Annotated in this window: 13 protein-coding genes; 6 read left to right on the plus strand and 7 right to left on the minus strand. The window is 73.5% G+C overall.

Features of this window, described 5'->3' with window-relative positions:
* The first annotated feature begins 6 nt into the window (after window positions 1-6).
* Genes rlmN through tatC form a run of 3 tightly spaced genes read left to right on the plus strand, consistent with a single transcriptional unit; the run spans window position 7 to window position 2,890 of the window.
* Window positions 7-1,338, plus strand: coding sequence for a 23S rRNA (adenine(2503)-C(2))-methyltransferase RlmN (rlmN, locus tag WME96_RS20090; protein ID WP_437291707.1), 1,332 nt, complete (start codon window positions 7-9; stop codon window positions 1,336-1,338).
* A gap of 44 nt (window positions 1,339-1,382) precedes the next feature.
* Window positions 1,383-2,009 (plus strand): Sec-independent protein translocase protein TatB, encoded by a 627-nt coding sequence (tatB, locus tag WME96_RS20095; RefSeq protein WP_437291708.1) that lies wholly within the window; start codon window positions 1,383-1,385, stop codon window positions 2,007-2,009.
* Window positions 2,006-2,890: a twin-arginine translocase subunit TatC gene (tatC, locus tag WME96_RS20100; RefSeq protein ID WP_437291709.1), complete on the plus strand. Its 885-nt coding sequence runs from the start codon at window positions 2,006-2,008 to the stop codon at window positions 2,888-2,890. The genes tatB and tatC overlap by 4 nt, the downstream gene beginning before the upstream one ends.
* Window positions 2,891-3,108: 218 nt before the next feature.
* On the opposite strand, the gene WME96_RS20105 is transcribed toward tatC, so the two are convergent.
* The 5 genes from WME96_RS20105 to WME96_RS20125 all read right to left on the minus strand — a co-directional run bounded on the left by WME96_RS20105 (window position 3,109) and on the right by WME96_RS20125 (window position 6,706).
* Window positions 3,109-4,047, minus strand: coding sequence for a prolipoprotein diacylglyceryl transferase (locus tag WME96_RS20105; RefSeq protein WP_437291710.1), 939 nt, complete (start codon window positions 4,045-4,047; stop codon window positions 3,109-3,111).
* 2 nt (window positions 4,048-4,049) lie between these two features.
* The gene (gene lspA, locus WME96_RS20110; protein WP_437291711.1) at window positions 4,050-4,814 is read right to left on the minus strand and encodes a signal peptidase II; all 765 of its coding nucleotides are present in this window, start codon (window positions 4,812-4,814) and stop codon (window positions 4,050-4,052) included.
* A gap of 198 nt (window positions 4,815-5,012) precedes the next feature.
* On the minus strand, window positions 5,013-5,717 hold the full coding sequence (lspA, locus tag WME96_RS20115; protein ID WP_437291712.1) for a signal peptidase II: 705 nt from the start codon (window positions 5,715-5,717) through the stop codon (window positions 5,013-5,015).
* Window positions 5,718-5,851: 134 nt separating this feature from the next.
* On the minus strand, window positions 5,852-6,328 hold the full coding sequence (locus tag WME96_RS20120) for a DUF4398 domain-containing protein (protein ID WP_437291713.1): 477 nt from the start codon (window positions 6,326-6,328) through the stop codon (window positions 5,852-5,854).
* Window positions 6,329-6,352: 24 nt separating this feature from the next.
* The gene (locus WME96_RS20125; protein ID WP_437291714.1) at window positions 6,353-6,706 is read right to left on the minus strand and encodes a DUF4398 domain-containing protein; all 354 of its coding nucleotides are present in this window, start codon (window positions 6,704-6,706) and stop codon (window positions 6,353-6,355) included.
* A gap of 555 nt (window positions 6,707-7,261) precedes the next feature.
* On the opposite strand from WME96_RS20125, the gene WME96_RS20130 reads away from it, so the two are divergent.
* The gene (locus WME96_RS20130) at window positions 7,262-9,670 is read left to right on the plus strand and encodes a DEAD/DEAH box helicase (protein ID WP_437291715.1); all 2,409 of its coding nucleotides are present in this window, start codon (window positions 7,262-7,264) and stop codon (window positions 9,668-9,670) included.
* Window positions 9,671-9,851: 181 nt separating this feature from the next.
* Here the strand turns inward: WME96_RS20130 and WME96_RS20135 are convergent, their stop codons facing one another.
* On the minus strand, window positions 9,852-10,667 hold the full coding sequence (locus WME96_RS20135; RefSeq protein WP_437291716.1) for an SDR family oxidoreductase: 816 nt from the start codon (window positions 10,665-10,667) through the stop codon (window positions 9,852-9,854).
* A gap of 321 nt (window positions 10,668-10,988) precedes the next feature.
* Here WME96_RS20135 and WME96_RS20140 point away from each other — a divergent pair, with 321 nt between their 5' ends.
* Together WME96_RS20140 and WME96_RS20145 are read left to right on the plus strand one after the other, a co-directional pair.
* Window positions 10,989-12,710, plus strand: a complete 1,722-nt coding sequence (locus tag WME96_RS20140; protein ID WP_437291717.1) for a protein kinase domain-containing protein — start codon at window positions 10,989-10,991, stop codon at window positions 12,708-12,710.
* 70 nt (window positions 12,711-12,780) lie between these two features.
* Entirely contained in the window at window positions 12,781-13,659 is an 879-nt protein-coding gene (locus WME96_RS20145; protein WP_437291718.1) for a class I SAM-dependent methyltransferase, read from the plus strand.
* Window positions 13,660-13,803: 144 nt separating this feature from the next.
* Here WME96_RS20145 and WME96_RS20150 read toward each other — a convergent pair whose 3' ends face one another.
* On the minus strand, window positions 13,804-14,937 hold the full coding sequence (locus WME96_RS20150) for a DUF1566 domain-containing protein (RefSeq protein WP_437291719.1): 1,134 nt from the start codon (window positions 14,935-14,937) through the stop codon (window positions 13,804-13,806).
* Between the last annotated feature and the right edge of the window lie 135 nt (window positions 14,938-15,072).

A 15,072-nucleotide genomic window follows, 5' to 3' on the forward strand; every position in this document is an offset into this window, starting at 1 on the left:
CCGGCCGTGAATCTCCGCCCCCAGAGCAGCTCGCCCTCGAGCGGCTCGCCCCAGAGCAGCATGGACGAACGCCGCCCCCGCCTCGCGCTCCAGGCCGTGCTCCCGGCGGATCTCGCCGCCGCGTGCGGCATCGATCTCACCGACGCGCGCCGCATCGTCTCGCTGGCGCACCGCCTCGGGGAGCTGCCCGCGCGCGCCCCCGCGACGGTCCGGCGCGCCGCGCTCGACGCTGTGCGCGCGGTCGGCGAGGTCAGGACGCTCGCGCTCGTGGAGCGGCGCGCGAGCGCCGAGGATCCGTTCGTCAAGTACGCCTTCCGCCTCGAGGACGGCGCGATGGTCGAGTCGGTGCGGATCCCGCTCGAGCGGCCGGGCCGGTACTCGGCGTGCGTGAGCTCGCAGGTCGGCTGCGCGCTCGCCTGCGCCTTCTGCGCCACGGGGCGCATGGGCCTCACGCGCAACCTGGAGGCCTGGGAGATCGTCGAGCAGGTGCGGCTCATCCGCCGGGATCTCGGCGCGACCGTCGGCGGCGGCGCGCGTGTCCACGGCGTGCTGTTCCAGGGCATGGGCGAGCCGCTCGCCAACGCCGACCGGGTCATCCAGGCGATCCGGGTGCTCTCGGAGCCGAGCGCGCAGGCGATCGACATGCGCAACATCACGGTCTGCACCGCGGGGCTGCCATCGGGCATCCGGCGGCTCGCGGCCGAGGTCCCCGGGGTCCGCCTCGGCCTCTCGCTCGGCTCGGTGCGTCCTGGCAGGCGGCGCCAGCTCATGCCGATCGACGGCGCGCATCCGCTCGAGGAGGTGCTCGCCGCCGCGGGCGAGCACGCGCGCGCGACGGGGCACGCGCCGATGTGGGCCTACACGCTGCTCGCGGGCCAGAACGACGCCGACGAGGACGCCGCGAGCCTCGCCGCGCTCGCCCGCGGCTTCGCGGCGCAGCACGGGATCTCGCCGCGGCTCAGCCTCATCCCGTACAACGCCATCGGCACGTCCGACGCCCCCGTGCCCTCGCCCGGCGCCGCCGAGGAGCGGCACGCCGCCGAGGAGCGGCAAGCCGCCGAGGAGCGGCACGCCGCCGAGGAGCGGAGCGCCGCGGCCGATCCGTTCGTGCGCTCGCCGCGGCTCGCCGCGTTCCGCGCGGTCCTCACGGCGGCCGGCGTCGGGTCGATCGTGCGTTACTCGGGCGGCGGCGACGTCGGCGCGGCCTGCGGGCAGCTCGCGCGATCGCAGGCGCAGGTCGAAGCGCAGCGCTCGGGCGGCCGCGGGGCGTCGTCCCGGTCCAGAGCGGCGCCGGACGCCGCTGTCGGAGCGCCCAGCACACCGCCGCGGCCTGTGTGAGGGTCGCTATGGATCCCCGCCCCCGCGCGCGCTAGCTTGCGCCGGTGTTCGGCTTCAGCTTCGGCGAGATCGTGGTGCTCATCATCGTGGGCCTCGTGGTGATCGGCCCCCGGCGGCTACCTGCCATGATGCGGACGGCGGGGAGCTGGGTCTCGAAGCTTCGCCGCATGACGACCGAGCTCCGGACACAGAGCGGCATCGACGACCTGATCCGCCAAGAGGGGCTGGAGCGCGAGATCCGCGAGCTCCGCGCCCTGTCGCGCGTCAACGTCATCGAGACGCTGGTGACGCCGATCCGCGACGCCGCCGCGTCCGTCGGCACGGTCGTCGCGTCCACGCCGCGCGTGAGGCCGCCGGATCCCGAGCCCGAGCCCGTGCCCGAGCCCCCGCCGAACGTGAAGCCGCTGCGGGAGCGCGAGTACCCCGTCCTCGGCTGCGACGCGTACGGCGCCGAGCTCGACGCCGAGCCGGCCGGCACGACCAGCCCCGCGGCGACGGCCGAGGGCGCAACGACGGCGGAGACAGCGGCGGCAGCGACGCCGGCGGACACGGCAACGGCGGCAGCAGCGCCGGCGGGGACGGCGACGGCAGCAGCGCCGGCGGCCATCGAGACGGCAGCGGCGACGGAGACGGCGGCGCAGGGCGCGGCGGGGAGCGGAGCGGCGTCATGAGCCAGGAGCAGGTGGCGGCGAAGAGCGAAACCTCGACGACCGGCGCGGCGGGCAACGCCGAGGAGGACAACTCCGAGGACAAGCCGATGTCGTTCTGGGAGCACCTCGACGAGCTGCGCAAGCGGCTCGTCCGGAGCATCCTCGTCTTCTTCCTGGCCTGCATCGTGGGGTGGGAGGTGCGCGAGAAGCTCCTGCACTTCCTGACCGTCCCGTTCGTGCAGGCGTGGCGGGAGCAGAGCCTGCCGGGCAACCCGTCGCTTCACTTCGGCGCGCCGGCGGCCGCGTTCGTCGCGTACTTCAAGCTGTCGATGATCGGCGGCGCCGCGCTCGCCTCGCCGTTCATCTTCTACCAGCTCTGGGCCTTCGTCGCGCCCGGCCTCTACGCGCGCGAGAAGCGCTACGTCATCCCGTTCGTCCTGTTCTCGACGCTCCTGTTCGTCGGCGGCGGTCTCTTCGGCTGGCGCGCCGCGTTCCCGATCTCGTTCGGCTACTTCCTCAGCATGGCCGGCACGGTCGGCGATCAGGGGATCACGATCACGCCGACCGTGATGATGGGCGACTACCTCGACTTCGTCGCCCAGCTCCTGCTCGGCTTCGGGATCATCTTCGAGATCCCGCTCATCGTGCTGTTCCTCTCCATCGCCGGCATCGTCAACTACCTCCAGCTGATCATGTTCGGCCGCTGGTTCGTGTTCGCCGCCTTCGTCTTGGCGGCCGTCCTGACGCCGCCCGACATCACCAGCCAGCTCGTCATGGCCGTGCCGATGTGCCTGCTCTACGTGGCCTCGATCGGCCTCGCGTACGTCTTCGGCAAGCCGCCGACGGACGCCCAGCGCGCGGCGTACAAGAAGCGCAAGGAGAAGGAAGTCACCAAGGGCTGACGGACCGGCGGCGCGCGTTGCCGCCGGGATCGCCCCGGAGAGGCCGCCGCAACGCCGTACGCCGGGAAGATCGCTCGTCTTTCTTCTTCCCGCCCGTCGCCCTCGCGCGGACGTCGGCCCCCTGGAGCGCGGCCCCGCTCCTGCCGCGGACCCCCCCTCCTGCCGCGGACCCCCCTCCTGCCGCGGGCCCCGGCCTGCCGGCGCGACGCGCCCGGCGCTCAGGCCGCGGGCGCCGCTTCCGCGGGCGCTGGCTTGCGGCTGCGCTTCACGTGGATCGCGACCGCGACGGCGGCCATCGCGACGCCGATGAGCTGCGACGTGGACAGGCCGAGGAGGCCGCCGCGGTCGTCGGCGCGCGCGAACTCGAGCGTGAAGCGCCCGAGCGCGTAGAGCCCGAGGAACGTCGCGAAGACCTGCCCGTCGTACCGCTTCCGCCCGTGGACGTAGAGCAGGCAGATCGCCGCGATCGCGAACGACATGGCCGACTCGTAGATCTGCGTCGGGTGCACCGGGTGCGACGGCGCGCGCGGGCTCGCGAGCTCGTGCAGCTTGAACTGCGCCTCGCTGGCGGGGCTGTTCGGCGGGAACGAGAGGCCGAGCGCCCCGTCGGTGCGCATCCCGAAGCAGCAGCCCGCGAGCAGGCACCCCATCCGGCCGAACCCGAGGCCCAGCGGAACCGCGAAGCCCGCCATGTCCGCCGCCTTCCAGAACGGGAACCGGTCGCGCTTGAGCAGCCAGTACGCCGCCGCCGACGCGCCGAGGAAGCCGCCGTAGTACGTGAGGCCGCCGGCCCAGAACTTCGCCCACGCGAGGCAATCGCGCTCGGTCGGGTGGCAGACCCCCTTCGCGGCGTCCCAGACGCCGTGGTACCGCGGCTCGCAGAGCGCCTGCTCGACCTTCCAGTCGACCTGCGACGGGTCGGTGCACAGGTGCACGTAATCCCAGAAGTATCCGTCGGCGACGACGTGGAGCAGCCGGCTGCCGACGATGCCCGCGAGCAGGCAGGCGAGCCCCAAGTCGACGACGACGTCCGGGTCCTCGCCGATCCGCCGCGCCCACAGCGCGCCGATCGCTGTCGCGAAGAGGAAGCCGGTCAGCAGCAGGAGAAAGTAGGCCGGAAACGCGACGTCGAGCAGGCGGAACAGCTCGGGGCGCATGGTCAGCCCGCTGACGCCTTGGCCCCGGGCGCGCCGGAGGGCTTCGCCGCGAGCTCGGGGCGGCGCGGAGAGAACATGTCGATCGCCATCAGCCCGACGCCCACGACGATCGCGATGTCGGCCACGTTGAACGTCGGCCACACGAACGTCGGGGTGAAGCGGACCTGGATGAAGTCGATGACGTACCCGTAGCGCACCCGGTCGACGAGGTTCCCGAGCGCGCCGCCCAGCACGAGCGGCAGCCCCCACTTGAGCGCGATCTGCGACGGGTGGAGCTTCCGGTACAGCGAGACGATGAAGACGATCGCGGCGAGCGAGATCAGCAGGAAGAACGGGCGGCGGATCGCCTCGCTCTCGTCGCCGAGGATGCCCCACGCCCCGCCGTGGTTCTTCGCGAGGATCAGGTTCAGGTGATCCTTGATCACCTCGATCTTCCGGAACGCGAGCGGCCGCGGCGCGTCGGCGAGCTCCGCGAGGGCCCGCGGCTCCAGGCGGTCCTTGGCCCACCATTTCGTGCCGAGATCGGCGGCGAGCGTGATCAACGAGACGCCGATCAGGAATGGATACGACGGGCGGTAGACCGGCGCCGCCGGCGCGACCACGTCGTCGGCGTCTCCGTCCGGGGAGGAGCCGCGCTCCTCGTCGTCGCGTCCGGCGCGAGCCGGCGGCTCGCCCCCCGGCGCGTCCAGGCGCGCGGAGCGCTCCGGCTCCGCGTCGGCACCCTTCGTCTCCACGGCGGCATCTCGCGGCGTCGCGTCTTCGGTCATGCGGAACGCGTTCCTCTACGACAAACGGAGCGCTCCGGCAAAGGCTTCCCTCCGCGGGCGCGCAGTCTCGTGCGTCTCGCACGTCGGCCGCCCGCCGCGCTGCTCGCTCCGGGCGCGGCGCCCGTCGGGACGCGCTGCCTCCCCTTCCCCCCGCGCGGCCTGCTCCGGGAGCGCTGACGGCGCCGGTGATTCCGGCGTTCAGCTCGCCGGCGGGGCGGGAGGAGGCGCCTCGGTCGAGAGCGGAGGGCCGGCGTCGCCGCCCGCAGGGCGCGCAGACCCGCCGTCGGCGTCCGGCGCGGCCGCTCTGCGGGCGGAGGCGATCATGTCGGAGGACATCAGGATGACCCCGGCGACGATCGCGATGTCGGCGACGTTGAACGTCGGCCAGTGAAACTCCTGGCCGCCGCGCGACACGTACACGTCGATGAAGTCGATGACCCAGCCGTAGCGGATCCGGTCGACCAGGTTCCCCATCGCGCCGCCGAGCGCCAGCGAGAGGCCCCACTTCATCGCGGTCTGGTCCCTGTGGACGCGCCGGTAGATCGAGACGATGAAGACGGTCGCCGCGGCGGAGACGAACAGGAAGAACGGCCGCCGCAGCCCGTCCGGGAGGCCGCGCAGGAAACTCCAGGCGCCGCCGGGGTTCTGCGCGAAGATGAAGTCCAGGTGGTCCGGGATGACCGTGAAGACCTTCGCGCCCGACCGCTTCGCGTCGAACCCCGCGAGCCGCGCGTGCGCCCACGCCTTCGTCGCCAGATCGGCGGCGCACGAGACGAACGCCACGATCGCCATGAAGGTGAGCGAGGCCCGCTCGCCCGGGGGGAGCTCGTCCGGCAGGTGGCCGGCGGTCGACGCGCGCGGTGCTTGCAGACCGTGCGGTGCGTGCGGTCCGTCGGAGGACATCGTCCTCGCTTCTACGCGATGCCGTAGCGCGGAGCAAACAGCCTGGAGCAGAGCGACGCCGGCCGGCGGCCGTCCTCGTCCGTGCGCCGCGGCCGCCGCGCGGCAGCCGCGGCGGCACGCCGCTCCGCGCCCGATCACCGCCCCTTCATGATCACCAGCCGGCGCTGCCCGCCGGGCGCGCGCGCCCGCGCCGCCGGCACCTCCCGCGGCGCGGGCGGATCGTCCGGCTTGACCGGATCGGCCGGCGGCCCCCGCCTCCGGCGCAGCGCGAGGTGCACCTCGCCGTACGCCTGGAGGGCCGCGCCGCGCTGCCGCTCCGCGGCCGCCATGCGCCCGAGCGCCTCGGCGAGCTGCGCGCGGCGATCCGCGAGGTACGCGAGGTCCCGCGCCTCCGTGAGCTCATCGTCATCGGCGAACGCGCGCTCCGCGCGCTCCAGCGCCTCGCGGGCGTCGTACAGGTCCGTGGGCGCGAGCTCCGCGGCAGCGCTCGCCCGGGCGCGCTCGTAGCTCTTCCTCGCGCTGATGAGCTCCTTCGGCGGCAGCGGGGTGCTCGCGCACCCCAGGAGCCCGCCGAGGAGCAGCATGGCCACCGTCCCCTGGTTGCATCGCATGGTTCCGCGCCTCCTCCCGCGCCCCTAGCGGAGCTGCTCCTGGATGGATCCGACCTCTCCGAGCGCCTCGCGCGCGAGGGCCTGGGCCCGCGCCTCGCGCGCGCAGGCGATCGCGAGCTCCGCGTCCGCCTGCGCCCGCAGGAGCATGCGCCGCGCCCGATCGGGCGCCCCCTCGGCCGACAGCCGCTGCGCTCTCTGCACCTGCTCCCGCGCGAGGCGGAGGTGGAGGTCCGCCTGCGGGACCTCCTCGACGCCGACCTCCTCGGCGGTCCGGATCAGCGCCTGCGACGCGAAGAGCCGCTCGTCGAACGTGGCCGTGCGCGCGGCGCACCCCGCCGCCGACGCGCCGAGGAGCGTCAAGAACACTGCCTTTCTCATGGTCAACACCTCGTGGCCGGCCCCGGACGAGCGGCCGCGCGGTCGCGCGGTGCTCCGGGATCGGCGGGTCAAACTGCGGATGTGGGACTCGACTCCGGGTCTCCGTCGCCGGTCGGCTCGATCCTCAGGCAACCAGCACACCAGGCCGGCAGGCCCTCGGGCCGCGCCCTAGCGCGCCCACGAGGCGCGCAGCGCGCTGTCCGTCGAGGCAGCAGGCGCGGCGACGACGCTGAGACATCGCCTCACGCGCCGTATCCGCGCTTCCCATCCGTTGCGCGCAAACGGGTCATTCGCCGGCGCGCCCGTGTGCGCGCGAGCAGGACCTCGGCCGCGCCGGCGGGCCGCGAACACCGGATCTCGCCCGCGGACATGAGAGCTCCTCTCTCGACCGTACGCGCGCCTGCCGCGCCGGTTGCGACCTCCGTCGCGCCGGATCCGCGCCGCGCGCCGCGTCGACTCGGTCCGCCTCCATGGATCATGGAAGATCCATCCACCGCGCCCGCCGTGCCCGATCCGGTTGAGTGACACGGCGCATCTGTTTAGTATGCCCGCGTCATGCCGTCGCCCCCCTGGAAGATCGAGACCGGCGTCGAGACGGTCATCTCGTCGTGGCTGGCCTCGGGCTACGTTCGCCCTTGTTTCACGGCCGATCGCGAGCTGCCGCCGGCGGAGGCGCGCACCGCCCCGATGCCCGAGGCGCTGTCGCCGGCGCTCCGCGGCGCGCTCGAGCGGCGCGGCATCACCCGGCTCTACGACCACCAGGCCCGGGCGTTCATCGCCGCGCGCGCGGCGCGCCTCGACCCCGGCGGCGCGGCGGAGCCCGCCCAGGCGGGGCGGCACGTGGTCGTCGCGACGCCCACCGCGAGCGGCAAGAGCCTCTGCTTCCATCTCCCGGTGCTCGACGCGCTGGCCGAGGGCGCCGCGTCGGGCCAGGGCGGCAGCGCGATCTACCTCTACCCGACCAAGGCGCTCGCCCGCGACCAGGAGGCGGGCCTGCACGCGCTCATCCGCGAGGCGGGGCTCACGATCCCGGCGATCGTCTATGACGGGGACACGCCGGGCGACGCGCGGCGGGCGGCGCGCGAGCGCAGCCCGATCGTGATGACCAACCCCGACATGCTCCACGCGGGGATCCTGCCGCACCACGCGCACTGGGCGCGGACGTTCCAGCGCCTGCGCTACGTCGTGCTCGACGAGCTCCACACCTACCGCGGCGTGTTCGGCTCGCACGTCGCCCACGTCATCGCCCGGCTGCGCCGCGTCGCCGCCTTCCACGGATCGAGCCCGACGTTCCTCTGCGCGACGGCGACCATCGGCAACCCGCGGGCGCACGCCGCGCGCCTGCTCGGCGTCGACGAGGACGAGATGGAGCTCATCGACGAGTCCGGCGCCCCGCGCGGCCCGCGGCGCTTCTTCCTGTACAACCCGCCCGTGGTCAACGCCGAGCTCGGCGTGCGCGCCAGCACCCTGAAGAGCGCGGTGCGCCTCGCCGGGGATCTCGCGCGCGCCCGCGTGCCCACGCTGGTGTTCGGCCAGTCGCGCAACTCGGTCGAGATCATGCTGAAGTACCTGCGCGAGGGCGTCGGCAAGGAGATCGGGGCCGAGGACGCGATCATGGCGTACCGCGGCGGCTACCTCCCGGAGACGCGCCGCCGGGTCGAGCGGGGGCTACGCGAGGGCGAGATCCTGTGCGTCGTGGCCACGAACGCGCTCGAGCTCGGCATCGACATCGGCGAGCTCGACGCGGTGATCTGCGCCGGCTACCCCGGGTCGGTCGCCGAGACGTGGCAGCGCTTCGGCCGCGCGGGCCGGCGCGGCAAGACGAGCATCGCCGTCCTGTGCGCGACCAGCGCGGCGCTCGACCAGTACCTCGCGAGGAACCCGGGTTACCTGCTCGAGCGAGGGGCCGAGTCGGCGCGCATCGATCCGCACAACACCGAGATCCTGGTGCAGCACCTCAAGTGCGCGGCGTTCGAGCTGCCGTTCCTCAAGGGGGAGTCGTACGCGGCGATGCCGCCGGACGACACCGTGGCCGCGCTCCGCTTCCTCCAGGACAACGGGGTCGTCCACGAGTCGAACGATCGCTTTCACTGGGCCACGGACGCCTACCCGGCGAACCACGTGAGCCTGCGCTCCGTGGGCTGGGACAACTTCGTCATCATCGACAAGGCGCACGGCAAGACGCTCGCTGAGCTCGACTGGCGCGCCGCGCCGACGATGCTCCACGAACAGGCCATCTACCAGCACGACGGCGAGCAGTACCAGGTGGAGCGGCTCGACTACGAGAACCACAAGGCCTTCGTGACGAAGGTCGTCCCCGATTATTTCACGACCGCGCTCACCCACCGCAAGGTGAGCATCCTCGACGAGAGCGCGACGTCCCCGCTCGGCCGGGCGGCGGCGTCGTTCGGCGAGGTGAGCATCGTGGAGAAGGTGGTGGGGTACAAGAAGATCAAGTTCTACACCCACGAGAACACGGGTTACGGCGACGTGCGGTTGCCTGACATCCAGATGCACACGACATCATTCTGGCTCACGGTGCCGGAGCCGCTCTGCGAGGAGCTCGGCCTCGGCCGCGCGACCGCCATCGACGGGCTGCGCGGGATCGCGCGGGCGCTGGAGACGGTCGCGACGCTCTCGCTCATGTGCGATCCGCGCGACATCGGCCAGACCCTCGAGGACGGCAGCGAGGCGCGGGCGCCGGAGCCCCCGCCCGGCGGCGAGGTGGCCGGCGTCTTCGATCCGACGCTGTTCCTGTTCGACAACGTGCCTGGCGGCGTCGGCCTCGCCGAGCGCATCTACGAGCAGCGCGACGAGCTGCTCGCGCGCACGCGGCAGCTCATCGCCGGCTGCCGCTGCGACCAGGCCGGCTGTCCGCTCTGCGTCGGCGCGACCGAGTCCGTCGAGGGCCTCCGCAAGCGCGCCGCGCTCGGCCTCCTGGCGCTCCTGCTCCACCAGGCGTGAGCTCCGTGAGGGGGAGAAAAATGAACCACAGAGGCACAGAGGGCACAGAGGTAAGAAGGAGAGACAGAAGGTATCAATAGACGGCGTACCTCTGTCCCTCTCTCATTCTCACCTCTGTGCCCTCTGTGCCTCTGTGGTTCCATCTCTCCTGAATCCAGGGGTGAGCCTGGGCGACGCGGATCTAGCTTCGTTTCACCGCGAAACCCGCGTACGCCTGCATGACGGGCATCAGCTCGAGCCGGTTCACATTGACGTGCTCCGGGAGCGTCGCGCACCAGACGACGGACTCGGCGATGTCCTCGGCCGAGAGCGGCTTCACGCCCTGGTAGACGGCGGCGGCGCGGTCGCGGTCGCCCTTGAAGCGCACCAGCGAGAACTCGGTCTCGGCGAGGCCGGGCTCGATGTCGGTGACGCGCACCCGGCTGCCGAGGAGATCCGCGCGCAGGTTCAGCGAGAACTGCGCCACGAACGCCTTGCACGCCCCGTAGACGTTGCTCCCGGGATACGGCGTCTCGGCGGCCACCGAGCCGATGTTGATGACGTGCCCGCGGTCGCGCGCCACCATGCCGGGCAGCAGCGCCCGGGTGCAGTGGAGCAGCCCCTTGATGTTCGTGTCGACCATCTGCTCCCAGTCGTCGGGGTCCGCCGTGTGCGCCGGCGAGAGGCCGATCGCCCCGCCCGCGTTGTTGACCAGCACCGACACCTCGGAGAACTCCGGCGGGAGCTCCGCGACCGCCCGGTCCACCGCGGCCCGGTCGCGGACGTCCAGCCGCACGATGTGCACCGCGGCCCCCGCCCGCCCGCCGCCGCTCGACGGGCCCGCTCCCCTGCCGGTGAGCTCGTCCGCGAGCGCCTCCAGGCGCTCGTGACGGCGCGCCGCGAGGATCAGACGGGCCCCCAGGCCAGCGAAGCGGCGGGCGATCGCAGCGCCGAATCCAGCGGAGGCGCCGGTGATGAAGACAACGGGAGTCGGCTCGGTCGAGGCAGAGTGCGTCATGTCCTGAGCGGACTTGTATCAGACCCACGCAGATCGAGCGACATCCGCCGCGCGCCGCGCCGCACGTCGGCGCAACCCGCACCACCGCCCCGTGTGCGCCCCGGACGGGTCGCGGCCGCTCGTCGCGGCGGTCAGGACAGCGCAATTCCGTCGGTGACAGCAACACCGCGAGTCGATTTGTGCAATCGACCGCAGGGATCTCCGGTGGTCGAGCGCGGTCGCCCCTTTACCCCGCCCCTCGGTGCCATCTAGAGTCGGGGCACCGTGGAGAGCGCGCCACCGAGGGGGGTTGTTCTGGGGCACTACGCCATCGGACCGCGGATGGCGCGCGGCGGGATGGGCGAGGTGTTTCGCGCGGTCGCGCTCGGGCCGGACGGCGCGGAGGTCCCCGTCGCCATCAAGCGAATCGTCCCGATGCACGCCGGCAACGACGACCTCCGGCAGCTGTTCATCGCCGAGGCGAGCATGATGACCCGCTTCGAGCACCCCAACATCGACGCGGTGCTCGACTTCGGCATCGATGAAGCGGGCGACTTCTATCTCGTGCTCGAGCTCGTGTCCGGGACGGACCTCGGGCGGCTCTGCAAGTGGCTCTGGGCGCGCGGGGAGGCTGTTCCGGTGCCGGTGGCGCTCTTCGTGGCGTCCGAGGTGCTCAAGGGGCTGGGCTACGCGCACGAGCGCTCGGCCGCCGAGGGGCGGCTCATGGTGCACCGCGACGTGAGCCCGGGAAACGTGCTGATCTCGCTGAGCGGCGCGGTGAAGATCGCGGATTTCGGCGTGGCGCTCGCCACGCGGGGCGGCGCCGGCGACGCTGCCCGGCGCGATCTGGTCGGGAAGCCGACCTACATGCCACCGGAGCAGTTCGACGGCGAGCAGGTCGACGCCCGCGCCGACCTGTTCGCGCTCGGGGTGGTCCTTTTCCAGATGCTCACGGGCGAGCGTCCGTTCCCGGGGACCAGCGCCGCCACGCGGATGGCGGCGGCGCGCGAGGGGCAGATGGCGCGGGCGAGCGAGCTCCGTCCCGAGGTGAGCTCGGCGCTCGAGGCGCTCCTCGCGCGCGCGCTCGCGCCCCGCCGGGAAGACCGCTTCCCCGATGCCCGCGCGATGCTGGAGGCGATCGAGGCGCTGCGCGACGCCGGCCACGAGATCGGCGCGCCCGAGGACCTCGCGGCCCTCGTGAGCGCGGCGCTGAGGGAGCCGCCCGAGTCGCGCCCTGCGGGTCCCTCCACGTCCGCCCCCCCTGCGCCTGACCCTCTCGGCGACGACGATCTGGAAGGCGGCGAGCTGACGCGCGCCGACGAGGACGCCCCCTTCGCCCTGCGCGTGACGCGGCGCCCTGGCGCGCCGTCGCTGGCGCCCTCCGGCGGGATCGAGCCGCTCGAGGGCGCCGACGCGGCGCTCTCGGAGCCGTCGAGCGCCCCCCTCAGCGGCGGGTTCCACGCCGTGGCACCGGTCTCGGGAGACGAGGGCTCGCTCGATCCGCTCCTGGCCCCGGCGGCGAAGGCGGCGCTCGGCCCGGCGCAGCGGACGCGAGACGAGCTCCGGCCGCCGCCCTCGGCGCCCGGCGTGGCCGTCCCGGCGGCGGGGGCGAAGCGGCAGCGCCTGCTCGCGGCGGCGATCGCGTGCGCTGCGCTGGCCGGCATCGCGGTCGCCGGCGTGCGCGTCAGCAAGGGCCGGCTGAGCGCGGCGCACCCCGCGGCAGCGCAGCGCGCTGCTGCCGTGGCGCGGCCGCAGATCGCCGCCGCGGCGCGGGCGGCGATCGTGCCGCTGCACCGACCGGCTCCGGCGGCGAACGCGCCGGACGCCGTCCCCGCCGCCCCCACCCCTCCGGGCGCCGCGACGTGCCAGGGCGCGCTGCGCATCGACGCGGGCGAGGCGTGGCTCGTCTCGGGCGGCCCCGCCGAGGTGCGGGCGCCGGGCGAGTACCGCTGGCCTTGCGGCAGCTTCACCCTGCGCGCGACCTCGGGGGTCGACCCGGCCCGCACGCAGCAGATCTCCGTCACCGTGTCGGGCGCCGACACCGCCGTCGTCCACCTGCCCTGACCCGCTCCCAGGCGCCGCGCGCGGCGTCGACCCGCTTGCGTCGCTCAGCCCGCTCGGCTAGCAGCGCGGCGTGCGACGCCATCACGCCCTCCTCGCCCTCGCCCTCGCCACGCTCACCGGTTGTGCCTCCGCGCCTCCCGCGGCGCCGTCCGCTCCGGCCGCCGCCCCTGCCGGCACGCCCGACGCGGCGCCGGCCGCGCCGGCCCCCGCCCCGAGCGACGCGGCCGCCACGGCGCCGTCCCAGGTCACCTCGGTCGAGGTGCCCGCGTCCGTGCGCGCGGTCGTGGAGGCCGCCGACCGTGCCGACGCCGACAAGGCGCTCGACGCCGGCCGGAAACCCGCGGAAACGCTCGCGTTCTTCGGCATTCAGCCGGGGATGAAGGTCGCGGAGCTCATGGCCGGGGGCGGCTACACGGCCGAGCTCCTGGCGCGGGCGGTGGGCCCGGGGGGGGTCGTCTACGGGCAGAACAACCGGTTCGTCCTCGAGCGCTTCGCGGAGAAGCCGTGGAGCGAGCGGCTCAAGAAGCCCGTGATGAAGACGGTGGTCCGGGTCGACCGCGAGCTCGACGACCCGTTGCCGCCCGAGGCGCGGGATCTCGACGCCGTGTTCCTGATCCTCTTCTATCACGACGCCGTGTGGCTGGAGGTGGACCGGGCCGCGATGAACCGCGCGATCTTCCGCGCGCTCAAGCCGGGCGGCGTGTTCGCGATCATCGATCACAGCGGCCGCGACGGGACGGGCGTCGCCGAGGTGAAGACGCTCCACCGCATCGAGCAGAAGGTCGTGCGCGAGGAGATCGAGCGGGCCGGCTTCCGGCTCGAGGCCGAGGCGGCGTTCCTCCGGAGCCCCACGGACACGCGCGACTGGAACGCCTCGCCCATGGTGGCCGGCGACAAGCGGGGCACGAGCGACCGCTTCGTCCTGAAGTTCGTCAAGCCCGCGGGCTGATCCGCCGCGGCGAACGCCCGCTGCGCCGCCGCGGCGAACGCCCGCTGCGCCGCCGCGACGAACGGCGGCTCGTCGCGACGCGCGCGACCGCGACGCTCCTCGATCGCACGCGCGCCGCGCGGGAGCAGGCGGCGCGGGGCGCGCTCACCCGTCGGAGCGAACGCAGCGCGTGAGCCGCCGATCGCGGACCGAGTTGTCCTGCGACGCGCCGTTGTTGAAGTTGACGACGATGGCCCTGTCGGCGCTGCCGAGGGCAGGCGTCGACGACCAGAAGATGCTCGACGGCGCCCCCGGGAAGATCTCGGGGTCGATCGCCGGCCCCGTCAGCTGATCATCGACGATCGAGAGCAGCTCCTTCGCGCTCGGCAGCCGCCAGTCGCTCTTGCCGGCGAGGGTGAGGTCCTCGCAGTGCGCGAGCGCGTCGCTCCAGTCGAACGTTCCGGTGGCGTGCTGGCGCTGCCAGACGAGCCCCGTCGAGCGATCGAGCGCCCATTCCTCGCCGAACGTCGAAAGATCGGCCGGCGGGATCGCCTCCCCGCCGCCGACGCACAGCGCCCGCGCGTTGGTCATGCCCGCCTTCGAGTAGTACCCGAGGGATGCGTCGGTGGTGAGCACGCCCCACGCGAACGAGCCATCCGTGCCGGCGACGTCGGTCGCGGACCAGTAGATGCTGCCCGGGGTGGTCACGAAGATGTCCTGGAACGCCGTCGTGTTGCCGAAGTCGATGATGGAAACGAGCTCGCGCAGGGTCGGCAGGCGCCACCCTGCCAGGCCGCCGTGCTGCTCGACGGCGAGGGCGTCGCAGTGCTCCTGCGCGGCGGCGAACGTGAACGTCACGTCCTCCAGCCCTTTTTCCCAGGCGAGCCCGGTCACCGAGTCCCTCACGGTGTCCTCGCGATCCGTGTAGGAGGGAACGGCGATCTCGTAGTTGCCGTCCTGTCCGAAGAAGGGATCGGACGGTCCCGGGCACCGCTCCACCACGATCGTCCCGTCCGAGCAGCGTTTCGTCGGCGAGTCCGGCCAGGTCACCGGAATCGACGGCGGTCCCCCGCCGGTCTCTCCTCCGGCTCCGGCTCCGGCTCCGGCGCCGCCGCCGCCGATCGGCTCGCCGCCACCGCCGCCGATCGGCTCGCCGCCGCCGCCGCCGATCGGCTCACCGCCGCCGCCGCCGCCGACCTGAAACGGATCTCCAACGCATCCGGCGAACGCCACCGACTCCACGAGCAGCGCGGCCAATAGCCAGGTGAAGCGATGAGCGGGAGGGGTCTCGTTCGGCATGGGCAAGCAGCGGCGTCCGCGGATGGATCGCGCGTGCAGCCTACCATTCACCGCGGCGCCGGGGTCGATTTCCTCGCGCACGCGCCGCGCACGTCCATCGCGCCGTGCCCGGCGCGCGCCGCTTCCGTCGCGTCG

It is taken from the genome of Sorangium sp. So ce406 (assembly GCF_051474675.1).
In the GTDB taxonomy this organism is placed as follows: Bacteria; Myxococcota_A; Polyangia; order Polyangiales; family Polyangiaceae; genus Sorangium; species Sorangium cellulosum_G.

Excerpts from the sequence above, each read along its gene's own strand:
- WME96_RS20135 (WP_437291716.1), bottom strand. The coding sequence starts at position 10,667 with ATGACGCACTCTGCCTCGACCGAGCCGACTCCCGTTGTCTTCATCACC.
- WME96_RS20120 (WP_437291713.1), bottom strand. The coding sequence starts at position 6,328 with ATGCGATGCAACCAGGGGACGGTGGCCATGCTGCTCCTCGGCGGGCTC.
- lspA (WP_437291712.1), bottom strand. The coding sequence starts at position 5,717 with ATGTCCTCCGACGGACCGCACGCACCGCACGGTCTGCAAGCACCGCGC.
- WME96_RS20140 (WP_437291717.1), top strand. The coding sequence starts at position 10,989 with ATGGCGCGCGGCGGGATGGGCGAGGTGTTTCGCGCGGTCGCGCTCGGG.
- tatC (WP_437291709.1), top strand. The coding sequence starts at position 2,006 with ATGAGCCAGGAGCAGGTGGCGGCGAAGAGCGAAACCTCGACGACCGGC.
- WME96_RS20130 (WP_437291715.1), top strand. The coding sequence starts at position 7,262 with ATGCCGTCGCCCCCCTGGAAGATCGAGACCGGCGTCGAGACGGTCATC.
- WME96_RS20105 (WP_437291710.1), bottom strand. The coding sequence starts at position 4,047 with ATGCGCCCCGAGCTGTTCCGCCTGCTCGACGTCGCGTTTCCGGCCTAC.
- WME96_RS20125 (WP_437291714.1), bottom strand. The coding sequence starts at position 6,706 with ATGAGAAAGGCAGTGTTCTTGACGCTCCTCGGCGCGTCGGCGGCGGGG.
- WME96_RS20150 (WP_437291719.1), bottom strand. The coding sequence starts at position 14,937 with ATGCCGAACGAGACCCCTCCCGCTCATCGCTTCACCTGGCTATTGGCC.
- lspA (WP_437291711.1), bottom strand. The coding sequence starts at position 4,814 with ATGACCGAAGACGCGACGCCGCGAGATGCCGCCGTGGAGACGAAGGGT.